Raw genomic sequence first — 12,404 nt, forward strand, 5'->3', positions numbered from 1 at the left:
TCGAAAGCGACTTGCCACTGCGGGCACGTTTCCTCAGTCAAGCTGGTACTCCTTCGTGGACGAGACGACCTTGCCGTCCTTGACATCAATTGAACGGATGTTTTCGCCCGTGGGCAGCTGGTCGCCGACCTTGAACTGCTCCGGCATCCGCGACTTGGGATTGGTGAACACCGCGAACTTTCCGTCCGGCGTGATGGCGATGAGGCCCTGTCCACGGGTAGGCGCGGGCGATCTGACCTCCGCCTTCGGCGCCGCGGCGCTCGACGGGGAGAGCGCTTTGGCGGCAGCGGCCTGGCCTGCTGGAGGCTCGTCAAGAAGCACGGCCGGTGGCTTGACCGGCTGGTCCTGTCGCTTTGCGTCGGCCACAACAGGAGGCGTCTTGCGCTCGATGGTCGGCTGTTGTGCGGGGCGCGATTCGGGCGCGGGCATGAGCGGCCGACGATCTAGCGCTTCGCTGGGAGGCGCAGGCGGCAACGGCGCCGGTGGCCGCGCGGCTTCTCCACGGGCTTCGTATGGAGCTGCTACAACTTGCACGCCCTGGTGCGAACCCGGAGCCGGCGGCGCAAAAGGCAGCGCAGGCGCGCTCGGTGCGGGGTCGCGGTTCGCGCCCTGCCCTCTTTCGATGAACGTGGCGGCGCCCGCCAAGACCAGTAGCAGTACTGCCGCGGCGCCTCCCCAAACATGTGGATGCCTAGTCCTGACCAGTGCACGGAGCTTCCACCAGGCGCCCTGCAGCTTGCTGAGATGCTGTTCAACGTCAGTACTTCCCTTCCACTTGCCTTGCGACCAAACCAGCCCCTTGCTTCCCGCTTCGTTGGCGAGCACCTGCCGCACCGGGCGCCCCAGCGAGATCATCCGAGGCTCGCCAACGACAAGCCTCGTGATTTGATCGCTGATGTGCCGCGCCGTCATGTTTCAGCGGGCTCGGCGGCCGGCGCGGCCGCGGTGGACTGCAAGACGGCAGAGGCAATGGCCGCGCCGGCGCCCAAGCGCGTCATCGGCGCCGATTTAGCGCGAAGAGCTGTGGCCGGAGATTCGGTCCCGAGGCGCCTCGCTGGGCCGCCGCCGAGGAAGTCGCGGGCAGCCTGGAAGTCCAGGGCCGCCGCTTCGAACGCGGCGTCCTCTCCCTCGATACCGAACGCGGAGTCGAAGTCATCGCACAGGCCCGCATCGGCTTCCTCCTGGCGCAGGCGGCGCGCCTCTTGCAGCGCCTCGACCTCGGACTTTGCGTCCAGCGCGAGCTGCGCAAGGGAGAACGGCGCGAAGCCGCTTGCCTCGTTGCTGGCCTGCCAGAGGACGAGCTTGAGCGGCACGTGACGCAGCCCGCCGAAGCGCTTCTCCACGAGCTGGAGTTGCGCGCGCAGCGCCCGATAGGTGTTGATGGAGGACGTGCGGACCTCGAAGGCCGTCAGCGGGTTGGGCTGGCCCTTGATCTGGACGGGAAGCCGTACCTGCCGGACGCACGACGCGTGGCCGTTCTGCACGAGGTCGCACAGGCCCGGCCCAGGGCAGGCCACTTCGCTCTTGGTGGTGGTGTTGTCGGCTGAACGCGTGGTGCGCATAGCCGTCTTGCCGTTGCCCGCACAGACCGGCACATTGCCGGGCGTGCTGTAGGCCTGGTACTGGATCGTGAGTGCCGTCGCCGCCTTTCCGAAGAACAGGCGGATCGGGATCTCCATGATCTTGCCTTCGTTCTCGCCTGTCTTTTCCTTGAGCGAGTCGGTGATGGGGTGAGGCGCGAGCTTCGGGTCGGAGTCACCTTCGACGACTTCGTGATGGCGTGCGGTGACCACAAATTCGCGGCGCGTGCCACCGCCGAAAAGCGGATCGTTCTCGTAGCCCACCTTGATGAAGCCTTCGATGTGAGGCGTGACGGGAATGTTGGACAGGTTCATTGGCCCTCCTTGACGTTGATTCATGAAAACATGGATCAACGCGAAGTCAAGTCGATGGTCTTGTGTTGCGGCGTCCCCTGCGGCACGTCCATCGGCACATCCAGCATGGGTGCGAGGTGCGTCAGGATCGACAGCACGTCGGATACGCCGTTCAGTCCGATTTGATGCTTGCGCAACGTGAATTGCGTGACGGGCACAGAGTCATCGTCGAACGCCAGCGTGACTTTCACGACGTCGGGGCTGGCCGCCATGGGGGCAACGGTCCATCCGGTGATTGGCTTGGCCTCGTGCAGGGACATCAGCCAGCGACCGAGCCCGTCGGCGACCGCGTATTGCAGGCGGTCTGGCGTCAGGATGGTGGGAGCGTCGCCTCTGCGCTGCTGGAGCGCACCGGCTGTGACGAGCTTGAACCGATCGTCCCGCGCGGTGCTCGCCGGCGGCAGTTGAGGCCAGCCGAGTTGCCCGGTCAGCACCATGCATACGAAGCCGAGTACAGGTGCGTCTTCCGGGAGATCAAGCGTTTCGGTGAGAAACGATAGCGGCGCGGCCGCACGCCCCGGCACCGCGCTGTTCAGGTGGCAGCGCAGCACCGCAGGACGCCAAGCTCCAATCCAGGCGTATGGGCGAACGCCGCTGAAGACCGTCTTGCGGGCTCCCTTCCCGAGCCAGGTGTCAAGGGCTTCTCCGACACAGTAGTCCGCTTCGCGCCACAGGGCATCTTCCGGAAGCGACGAACCGGGCGCCGAAATCACCGGCAGCAAGAACAGCTCCGAGAACCGAGCGCGGTCGCTCACCGCATAGGAAAGCCGTGCGACCTGGGTGGTCAGCCAATCGTGGGCTGCTTCCTGGTCGTGGTGCTGCCCCAGCAAGTGCCACATCTGCTTGTCGTCTCCACGCTCGATCGCCGCGTCGAATGCGGTGAGCCATTGGCCGGAGGCCGCAGCGGGGGCCGGGTTGATGTTCGTGTCGGAGGACATGTCGCTTGAAGGTAGCACGCGACTTTCGCGTGTCTACCCCGCCCAACGAGCGGTTGCTGTGTCGTTGCGCGGCCTCGGGCGCCTTGACAGGGGGTCAATTCGTGGTTCCATAGGTTGATCACACGGACACGCCATGGACAGCACCCTTTCCTTCGCAGCCGCTCTCGGCGCCGCGCATGCCTTCGCCGGAGGGCCGGCCGAGACCCCTCAAACGGGTGTCGCCTGCGACACCCTTCTCTATCGGCACTTGCCGGCGCACAAGTATCACGGCGACCGCGATGCCCTCAGCTGCTCCATGATGAAGCCGCTGTTGGTGTCGCCCGCGCACTTCCAGGAAGCGCTGATCGCGGGCGACAAGCAAAGCGATGCCAAGGATTTCGGCACGCTGGTCCACTTGCTACTTCTGCAACCGCACCTGGTCAGCGAAGAACTCGCCGTCTATCCCGGGGTTGCTGACCGTACGCAGGCCTGTTCTTCGTTCTGGTCGTCCCATCCTGGTCGGCTGGTCGTGGACGAGCCGACCTTCGCGAGCGGCCGCAGGCTCGCGCAAAAACTTGCCGAGACGCCCTACAAGGGGCGGCCGCTGCAGCGCTTCATCGAAGAAGGCATTCCCGAGGCGACGATCTATTTCACCGAGCCGGCCACCGGGTTGCGGATGCGCGTGCGCATTGACTTGATGCATCCGGACATTTCCTTCGACCTGAAGACGACGCGGCACGCGGCCGCGCGTCAGTTCGTGCGCGACGCGGTCGACAAGGACTATGACCTGCAGGCCTACATGTACAGCTTGGCACGGTGTCTTTACGAAGGGGCGACTGTCGCGAAGCCCTTCGTGTTCGTGGCGGGTGAGAGCGCTGCGCCTCACTCCGTGCACATCCTTACCGCAGGCGAAACGCTGCTGAACAACGGCTTGGCCAAGTTCGAGGACTGCGCCAGCGCTTTCAAGGCTTGTTCTTCGACCAACTTCTGGCCGGACCTGAGCACTGAGGGAGTGGCCGATATCGACGTTTGGCAACAGCACAAGACGGGAAGCTGGCGTGCCGCCCTGGCGTCGGCCGCGGGTTCAACGCACGCGCACTAGCCCTGCACGACCTGCAGCGGCAGCGTGGCAACCTTCCAGTCGCGGCCGTACCTGGCGGTTGCGTAGGCGTTGCGGACGAACTCGAGAATTACCGGTGAACGGTATTGGCGATTGGCGAAGCGCTTCATCGTGGCCGGCGTGTCCAGCGCCGTACCCACAAGGTCCTTGCGAGCCTGCTCAGCGTACACCTCGAACTCCGCTGGGGTCAGCGCGTCGAGTTCCTCGTTGAGCTGCCGCACGCGTTGCAAATAGGCGTCAGCCTCCCCAACGGGCCCGTGCACTGGTTTGGCGGAATGCGCCGGCGCCAATTCTCGATCGGCGGCTTCGGCTGGTTCTTCGAGCAAGCGTCCAGCGCCAGTCCTCAGGAGCTTGCGCAAATAGTTCAGCGGATTGTTGATGGGGACGCTTGGCTGCGCGCGGGTTCGCCCTCGGAGCAGCTCGATGCCTTCTTGCACCGCCTTTTCGCCGTATGCGTGCACGAGTTGATCGAGCTCGCGCTCGCGGATTCCGAAGTCTGCAGCATTCTCAACGAGCGACAGGTCCACGGGGCTCGCCTCGGGCTGCACCTGCTTGCGCTTCACGGCGAACTGCACGTCGGTGACTGCCCTGCCCTGCTTGTACTCGACCAGGCGCACGTCCAATGAAGTGCGCTGACAGATTTCTGCGATCGCCGGCTTCAAGGTTTCGTTTTTGAACTTGCGCCATTCGCGCGGCTTCGTGTCTGGATCGTGCCGCAAGGTCTTGGTCCAGAACTCCGGTGGCGCTCTATTCGTGAGTCCCCCCGGTGCGTCCTTGTAGCGCGCGCAGATCTCGTAGAGAGCGATGCTCGCGTAGGTGGACAGGGCCGCCATTTCCTTGATATCCAACTGCGCCCATCGCGACGGTTCGATGACCATGTCTCGGATCGTCGGCGGATAGAACCATGTGACCCAGAGTTCTCCCGCGCGACGCGAGAAGCGCGCCTCTGCGAGCAGCGTGAAGATCCGGCTGTTTTCGCGTGGATCGTCGCTAGTGGGCTCGAGGCCGGCGATCGAGGCTTGCGCCTCGTCGCTGGCAGACAAGGGAAACCAAGTCACGAGAGTGGTGCACATCTGTTCGATGTAGCTGCGCACCCGCGACGAATCACGCGTGGTCGCTTCGTAGCCCTTGACGATCTCGCTCATGGGCGCGCTGTAGCCGCCCTCTCCGTCGGCTTCCATGCGTTGGGCCTTGAAGATCATCACGTTGTAGGCAAGGCGGCCCGCACGCGTGAGGCTCTCCGTCTGTGGCGCGATGGCAAGCGTGGTGACGGCCTTCCGTAACGTCCAAGGCTTCCCGGACGCTAGCGGAGCAGGCTCTTTATCCATGGGGGGAGTGTACTGTCCAAGCCGCTGCGGACGGTACGGGTGTGTGCTAGGTGCCGCTGGCCGGCTATATCGGGCGGGCGGCGCCGCAATGTCCGGACGCTGAGACTCCTGGGGGTCCGCAAACCTTGGACGCTCGGGCTCATTCAGCGCCCATTTCGGGTCCGCATTGTCCGGACGTTTTTGAGTCACGTCGCAGTAGCGGCCCACACTTACTAGAAGCGCCGGCCCTGTGGATATCGTTGAGGCCAGCCGTCCGCAATGTTTGGACGTTTCGGGCGTGTTGCCGGACGCCAACAGGGTTATCCACGGACAGACGTTCGGATTAGCTGGACGGTTCCACCGCGTTCACCGGACAGATTCCATCGTATCTGTTTGATTTATAACGGTTTTTCGTAGCGCAAACTCTTGAATGTTGTCAATGGTTAAACGGACAGTGTCTTGGAAGTGGATTGAAGACCGAAACGTCCGGGTTTTGCGGAAGTGGGGGATTCAGTAGTATGCGTTTGTCTAATTGGCTAAAACAACCGACATAGCGCAAAATCGCCGAATCGCTCAACCAAGGAAAATCCGCATGGACATGAAGGCAGGGGAAGCAGCGTTTCGGCTCAAGGGCAGGCAGCCGATTTCCATCGACACATTCTCCGACATCGCCAAGCGCTGTAGCAAGGTGGTCGACAGAGTACGGGCGGCGATGCTAGCCCCAACTGCCACCAAGACGCCGCCGGTATTCCAGACCGCGCAGCTGGGTGCGATCGTCGGGCTCGATACCAAGCAGGTCGACTACCGGGCGAAGAAGGGTGAATTGCCTGCTGGCGAGCTGACGCCAGGTGGGCGCCGCCGCGTGTTCTCGCTGGCCGATGTTCGCCAGTGGTCCAGGGAACTGCGCAAGGAGAAGTTGCGTCCGGAAGGTGCGGAGGCCGTGACCCTCGTCACTGCGAATTTCAAAGGCGGTGTCACCAAAACGACGACGGCCGTCACCCTTGCGCAGGGGCTGAGCATGCGCGGTCACAAGGTGCTGTTGATCGACGCCGACCCGCAGGGAAGCGCGACCACGCTCTTTGGCCTGATCCCGGGCGTGGACATCGAGGAGGATCAAACCATCCTTCCGCTTTGCCGCGGCGATGCGGATTCGATCGAATACGCGATCCGGCCGACCTATTGGGACGGGATCGACCTCGTGCCGGCGATGAACGGCCTATTCTCGGCCGAGTTCGATCTGCCATCGCGGCAGATGACTAGCAAGGGCTTCGAGTTCTGGAACGTCCTTCACAACGGCATCGATGCGGCGCGGCTGCACTACGACGTGATCATCATCGACACGCCGCCGTCCCTTTCGTACATCACGGTCAACGCGATCATGGCCGCCGACGGGCTGGTGATGCCCCTGCCCCCTAGCGCTCTCGATTTCTTGTCGAGTTCACAGTTCTGGAGCCTGGTTGCGGAGTTGACGCAAGGCTTGCAGAAGCACGGGGCGTCGAAGTCCTTTGACTTCATCGACGTCGTGCTCGCGAAGGTCAATTCCGAAGACACGGCGACGTCGGTGGTTCGCGGCTGGATCGCGAACGCGTACGGCGAAAAGGTAGTGCCGGTCGAAATCCCCGACACGTCCACCGCGGGTAGCGCGAGCGCCCAGTTCGGCACGGTCTACGACCAATCGCGTAAGCGCGCGACGCAAGCATACGACCGGCTGGTGGACCTGATCGAAGAGCAGATCGGCACGACTTGGCTGCGGCAAGTCACGCCGGAATAGGAGAGAGGCCATGAAACTGAGCGAAAAAGCAGCTAAGGTCAACTTCGACGACTTGGATGACGAGTCCGGGTCGGGCTCATCGGCAGCTCAGCCGGCGGGTGGGGCGCCCGCGGGGTCAGCTGCGGCGCCTCGGACGCGCGCGACCGGGGTCGCGGGCATCACCGATCGAATCAACCTGCATCACCAGGTCACGGAGCTTCAGACGCAGCTGGCGGCCTTCGAAGCCGCCCAGCTGGTGGTCATGCTGGATCCTGCACAAGTCAAGGAGAGCAAGTGGAAGAACCGCCACGAGCTGTCCTATTCGACCCAGGAGTACATGGATCTTCGCGATGAGATCGCGGCGGCGGGCGGGAATGTCCAGCCGATCAAGGTTCGACGCAAGGCGAAGGGCGCGAACGGTGAGGACGAGTACGAGATCGTCTACGGACGCCGCCGCAACCGCTCGTGTCTGGATCTCGGTTTCAAAGTGGCTGCGATCATCGAGGACATGGACGACCTCGCGCTGTTCACAGCGATGGAGCGAGAGAACCGAAATCGCGCTGATCTGAGTCCGTGGGAGCAGGGCGTCATGTACAAGGATGCACTTGATGCCAAGCTCTTCGCTTCGCAAAAGCAGATGGCTGCTGCGCTCGGCATCTCCGCCGGTGCGTTGAGCATGGCGCTCGCGCTCGCGTCACTTCCCGATGAAGTCATCAGCGCGTTCCCGTCGCCCCTCGAGCTGCAGTACCGATGGGGGACGGAACTCACTTCGGCTCTGGAGGCCGACACGGCCCGCGTCATTACGAAGGCCCAGGAACTTGGCAAGATGTCTCCGCGACCGACCGCGCGAGTGGTTCTGGAAGCTCTGGTGGGTGCGGGTTCCGGCGCGCCCAAGGTGCAGCCAGAGGCGCGGGAGCTCCGCTCCGCTGACCGCATGGCTGGCATCTATTCGAAGGATGCCAAGGGCCGGATCAGCGTGAAGCTGAGCAGTGGAGCATTGACGGTGGCCAAGGAAAAGAAACTGGTGGAATTCTTGGAGCGCCTGTTGCAGTAGCGCGCCTTGCCCGAAATGAAAAAGCCCCGGTCGCCGGGGCTTTTTCTTTTGGGAGTTCAACGGTTGAACGTGCCTGCGAACCACCTTCACAGGACGGGTTTCAACCGTTGAAACCTGTCGTAGCGTCGCGTCCCTTGCCGGCGGTTTCAACGGTTGAAACCCTTCGGGGTGCCCCTTGCATCCGAGGCAAAACCGATATGTCTCGCGGCCCGGAAAGGCTGCGTGCGGCCATAGCCTCAGGCGACCACGAGAGTTCGCCGTTTGCGAACGATCACGAGGGGAGGCACCACCGAAATCGAGCCCTCGACCGACGCGGAGGAAGGGCGAGGGTAGGGCGCCCTCGATTGCCTTTGGGCGCGTTCAACGGCGCGCCGGAGCTGGCTGCTGTTGCCGAGCGGGGTTATGAAATCGCCGTTCAACTGGACATAGCTACCGCCGCTGTCGACGGCCAAGCCGCCGGCCGCGGCGCCACGCTCGACACTGCCAAGCAGCGAAAGGCCGAGGTCCTTTTCGCCCGCGTGGGTGTGCATTTTCCAGTACTCCGGTCCTATTCGAACCCGCCACCTAGTCGTTGCCATCTGGCAATTGTGCATGGGTCGCAGCGTCGCTTTGGGGCAGGGCGCTAGCCCGCCGCCATCGTCGCCTTGCGGCCTGACATCGGTGTCAGAAGATCCTCGGTGCGCCCGCCGGTGGCCTAGGTTTCAACCGTTGAACAGTGGTCAGAAGTGGCCGCGTTCCGCAGGTTTCAACGGTTGAAACCTCGGGGCAATGGCGGCAAAGCGAGGGCGGAAGTCTCAGCACAACGCACCAATGAGGTCAAAAAAATGCCTCGCACCTTTCGATGCGAGGCAAGGCCCAGCGGTAACCAGCCGCCAGGAGGTTCACACACGAACAATCAAATCTGAATTCCTGGATGAAGGGTGGTGTCGACCCGGACGGTGGGGTCGCGTTTCGATCCCGTCTTCGCAATGTTCCAGAGGGGCAGTCCACACGCGACGAGTCCGCACACGTAGGTTTCGACGTGGTGGGCGAGATCGCGCTGCCCCGCCCTGGCGCGTTCCAGCGCGCCCGCAAGCACGCCACCCTCGCGACGGCACAACGCTTCAAGCTGCGGCCGAAAGATCGCGGAAACCGTGAACGGCATCGGCTCGCCCCCATCGAACGCCGCTTCAATGGAGCGCCAGGCGCTGCTATGGAACAGCGCGCGCTGGCCCATCGGCCTGCGGGTTCCCAGCTCGAACATCGGAGCGAGCTTCCACCGCCCCTTGAGCCGGGATCCCGATTCGCCGACCAGGCGCACGCGAGCGGCCGCGTCCGTCACCAGGTACAGGACCTCTCCAGGCGCGTCCCAGGTGGATTGATCGAGGACGGTGTAGCGGGCGACATAACGCCACGGCCCGATACGGGGATCGCGAGCGGCACGCATTACGCGGCACCAGTCGCGCCGCTGGACGCCGTCAATGCGGAGGAAAGGCACGGCTTCTGCAACGATGGCGAGCAGGGGCGCGGTGGGATCGACCATGATGGCGGCTCCTTTTCAAAGTCGCGAGACGGTTGGGATTCGGGCTTGGTCGGCGGTGGGCGAATCAGGTCGCCTGCAGAAGCCGATGCACGAACGCATCCACCGCAAGACCCTGCGCTTGGGCGCGCTGGGTCAGCGCGGCCAGCGTGGCGGGGGCGAGGGCGGGCGGCGCCACGGCTACCTGGTCCCCCGCCTGGCCGGGGAGCCCCGTGGTCGGCACAAAGCCCTTGCGGGCGGCCAGCCACCGCTTGGCCTCCGCGATCGGGACGAAGGTGCGCTTCTCCAATGTCTCCGTGGCCAGTGGCGATGTGGCACTCGGGTTAGTAGCGTTGCGCACGCTGCGCTCGTCCATGTTCGCCAGCAGCGCCACTTCCATGATGCTCAGGTAGCCCTGCGCGGGCAGGCCGTCTTCGAATCCCGTGTGGCGTTGCCCGCCTTCGAGCACATGGCGGGCAACGGCGGTGCGAGCGACCCGCAGGCTCTGGACCGGGACCGAAACTGCGTCCTCGTCGAGAAACTGCGCCAAGCCAGCCAAGCCCGACAGGAAGGCCTCGACGTCGCAGAAATCCGGGTTCAAGAGATCGCCCTGGCCAAGCCAGGAATCGGGCTTGTGCTGGCCCGCCACGCCATAGTCGAACATCGCCGCCACCGTCCGGTACAGCGGCGTGGCCTCATGGTCCAGCTCGTCGGGCAGCCCGAGCGTGGTTCCGTAGAGGCGTCGGATAGACAGCTTGAACCCCTCTTGGAAGGCGGCGATCTCGTCCAGCACGGCTTGTCGATTCATGGTGGGCTCCTATGTTGCTATGCATGTCAGCATTGACAGCATTTAGGCATCATGCCATTCATGACAACATGTATAGCATTTTCGACATTCCGACACGACCGCCGCAGCGGAGGGCGCGGCGACCATGAAGAAGGCCGGACAAACGTCCGGCCACGGGTCATCAACCCATCAGTTCGATCAGTCGTAAAACGATGTCGATGATGGAGAGGACGATTTGGATGTAACTCATTGATTTTCCTTTTGATTTTGTTGTGTCCGCATGAGTGCGTACCAAAGGATTTATCGAAGCTGAGTGCCCCCGAACTAAGACAATTAACCCCAAAAATCGGAGAATGAAGGTCATGCCCTGGGGCGCACCACCTGTCACCCTCAGAAACCTTCGTCGGCTGCTGGCTGGCGGCCATGCCCCTGGCGAAGCAGGCTTGGCCGTTTGGATCTGCGCGCACCGCCGGCCGCAGCCCCACGTTCCCGGCAAGAAGGCGCTCTGGTCCGGCTTCTATACGGTGGCGGTGGAGCTGCCCGTGCGCGGCTGGCTGTGGCTGCAGGAGGAGCGCCATCCGCACCTCCCCAAGACGTGGGCCAATGTGGAGCAGTGCGCCAGGTTGCTGCGCAAGTCAGGAGTGGGGGAGGCGCGCTTCTTCCTCGACCCACCGCCGGCCGCGATCGCTGCGGTCTTGCCCGCGTTGCCGCCCGAGGCGGTGCCGAAGCGGCGCGGGCGCAAGGCGGCGGTCCAAAGCGTCGACGTGGTGCCGACGGGGCAGGACAGGGGGAAATCTGCGAGCTAAGCCCGGACCTCACGGGCCGGCACCAGGCGCGGGGCGGCCGGGCCGGGGGGCAGGGCGTCGGTGGGGCGGCGCGGCGGCCGGTCGTAAGGTGCGCTGCGGCGGCGGGCGGCGGCAGCCGGGAGTTGTTATCACCGACCGGGAGTTGATATCACCGCGGGATCAGGCCCAAAAAATCGACCCCCTACGCCGATCCGTCTCATTTTTTGTAGGTGAGCACAAAACGCCATAATCACTTAGCTCTGCACTCATGCTAAATTCGCGGGGCAGGCCAGGGGGCAGGGTCCTGTCCGCAGCGGCCCCGGCTTCGCGAAGCCGCTGTGCCCGGGCAGGGCAGGGCGGTGCACCCAAACAGCCAACAGCGCGAGGAGGTGGCGATGGCGAGAGCAGGAGCAGGAACGCAGCGTGGGCGAGGCGCCACCGGGCCGGGCCGCGGTCGCGGCGCTGTACGCAGCAGGAGCCGGCCGTGATTTCCGAGCGCACCCGCCTGTCCCTGGCGCAGCTGCTCGAGCAGCAGGATGAGGCGTTGGTCACGACGCTCTTGGCCAAACACGGGTTGGCGATGGGGTTGTCCGGCTCCTACTTCGCCGCCGGCCTGGCCGACGCGCTGCGCCAGCTGCGCGATGCGCGCGCGGTGGCCATCGCCGCCGAGGTGGTGGCCACGCAAGGAGATCTGCGCCACCGCGTGAACCCCAAGTACCGGTTCGACGAGCGCTTTGGGGACCTGCGCCAGTGCCTGACGCTCGACGGCTACCAGGTGCAGCAGGACAAGACGCTGCTGCGCACCGACCCGACGCTGGGCGAGGTCGCGCCGATCGAGGACGACCTGCTGCGCACCCTCGCGGCGAGCAGCGCGCCCAGCCGAGACGACATCCTGCGCAAGATCCAGGATTCTGCCGAAGCGTTTCGCCGCTCACCGCCCGACTACAACGCCACGCTGACCAACGCGCGCATCGCGTTGGAGACGCTCGCGCGCGACGTCGCCGCCGGCCTGCTGCCGGCGGGCGCGCCCCAGCCCACGCGCTGGGGCGAATACCTGGCCTGCATCCGCATGCAAGGGGGCATCACGCTGGACGAGGAGAAGGCGATCGCCGGGGCCTACACCTTCATGAGCACGGGGGCGCACCGCTCGGTGGGCATCAGCGAAGAGCAGATGACGCGGCTGGGCCGCAGCTTCGCGCTCAACCTGTGCTGGTTCCTGCTGCAGAACCATCTGGCGCGCAGCCGCAGCTGA

12 protein-coding genes are annotated in these 12,404 nt (G+C 64.4%); 5 read left to right on the forward strand and 7 right to left on the reverse strand.

Features of this window, described 5'->3' with window-relative positions:
- Positions 1 to 33: 33 nt before the first annotated feature.
- The 3 genes from FN976_RS28835 to FN976_RS11335 all read right to left on the reverse strand — a co-directional run bounded on the left by FN976_RS28835 (position 34) and on the right by FN976_RS11335 (position 2,872).
- Positions 34 to 429 (reverse strand): hypothetical protein, encoded by a 396-nt coding sequence (locus FN976_RS28835; RefSeq protein WP_186510838.1) that lies wholly within the window; start codon positions 427 to 429, stop codon positions 34 to 36.
- Positions 430 to 908: 479 nt separating this feature from the next.
- Positions 909 to 1,895, reverse strand: coding sequence for a recombination directionality factor (locus FN976_RS11330; RefSeq protein ID WP_145893110.1), 987 nt, complete (start codon positions 1,893 to 1,895; stop codon positions 909 to 911).
- A gap of 35 nt (positions 1,896 to 1,930) precedes the next feature.
- The gene (locus FN976_RS11335; protein WP_145893111.1) at positions 1,931 to 2,872 is read right to left on the reverse strand and encodes a hypothetical protein; all 942 of its coding nucleotides are present in this window, start codon (positions 2,870 to 2,872) and stop codon (positions 1,931 to 1,933) included.
- Between the two features lie 133 nt (positions 2,873 to 3,005).
- Here FN976_RS11335 and FN976_RS11340 point away from each other — a divergent pair, with 133 nt between their 5' ends.
- Positions 3,006 to 3,953, forward strand: a complete 948-nt coding sequence (locus FN976_RS11340) for a PD-(D/E)XK nuclease-like domain-containing protein (RefSeq protein ID WP_145893112.1) — start codon at positions 3,006 to 3,008, stop codon at positions 3,951 to 3,953.
- Here FN976_RS11340 and FN976_RS11345 read toward each other — a convergent pair.
- On the reverse strand, positions 3,950 to 5,299 hold the full coding sequence (locus FN976_RS11345; RefSeq protein WP_145893113.1) for a replication initiation protein: 1,350 nt from the start codon (positions 5,297 to 5,299) through the stop codon (positions 3,950 to 3,952). The two genes, FN976_RS11340 and FN976_RS11345, sit on opposite strands and share 4 nt — an antisense overlap.
- A 571-nt stretch (positions 5,300 to 5,870) precedes the next feature.
- On the opposite strand from FN976_RS11345, the gene FN976_RS11350 reads away from it, so the two are divergent.
- Positions 5,871 to 7,049, forward strand: a complete 1,179-nt coding sequence (locus tag FN976_RS11350) for a ParA family protein (protein ID WP_145893114.1) — start codon at positions 5,871 to 5,873, stop codon at positions 7,047 to 7,049.
- Positions 7,050 to 7,059: 10 nt separating this feature from the next.
- Positions 7,060 to 8,082: a ParB/RepB/Spo0J family partition protein gene (locus FN976_RS11355; RefSeq protein ID WP_145893115.1), complete on the forward strand. Its 1,023-nt coding sequence runs from the start codon at positions 7,060 to 7,062 to the stop codon at positions 8,080 to 8,082.
- A 236-nt stretch (positions 8,083 to 8,318) separates the two neighbouring features.
- Here the strand turns inward: FN976_RS11355 and FN976_RS11360 are convergent, their stop codons facing one another.
- The 3 genes from FN976_RS11360 to FN976_RS11370 all read right to left on the reverse strand — a co-directional run bounded on the left by FN976_RS11360 (position 8,319) and on the right by FN976_RS11370 (position 10,388).
- On the reverse strand, positions 8,319 to 8,612 hold the full coding sequence (locus FN976_RS11360) for a hypothetical protein (protein ID WP_145893116.1): 294 nt from the start codon (positions 8,610 to 8,612) through the stop codon (positions 8,319 to 8,321).
- 365 nt (positions 8,613 to 8,977) lie between these two features.
- Entirely contained in the window at positions 8,978 to 9,604 is a 627-nt protein-coding gene (locus FN976_RS11365; protein ID WP_145893117.1) for a hypothetical protein, read from the reverse strand.
- 64 nt (positions 9,605 to 9,668) lie between these two features.
- Positions 9,669 to 10,388, reverse strand: a complete 720-nt coding sequence (locus FN976_RS11370) for a hypothetical protein (RefSeq protein WP_145893118.1) — start codon at positions 10,386 to 10,388, stop codon at positions 9,669 to 9,671.
- A 422-nt stretch (positions 10,389 to 10,810) separates the two neighbouring features.
- On the opposite strand from FN976_RS11370, the gene FN976_RS11375 reads away from it, so the two are divergent.
- Together FN976_RS11375 and FN976_RS11380 are read left to right on the forward strand one after the other, a co-directional pair.
- Positions 10,811 to 11,173, forward strand: a complete 363-nt coding sequence (locus tag FN976_RS11375; protein ID WP_145893119.1) for a hypothetical protein — start codon at positions 10,811 to 10,813, stop codon at positions 11,171 to 11,173.
- Between the two features lie 463 nt (positions 11,174 to 11,636).
- Positions 11,637 to 12,404 carry a hypothetical protein gene (locus tag FN976_RS11380; protein WP_145893120.1) on the forward strand — a complete coding sequence of 256 codons (768 nt, stop codon included), beginning with the start codon at positions 11,637 to 11,639 and terminating at the stop codon, positions 12,402 to 12,404.

The sequence above is a fragment of the Caenimonas sedimenti genome (assembly GCF_007833165.1).
GTDB classification, from domain to species: domain Bacteria; phylum Pseudomonadota; class Gammaproteobacteria; order Burkholderiales; family Burkholderiaceae_C; genus Ramlibacter; species Ramlibacter sedimenti.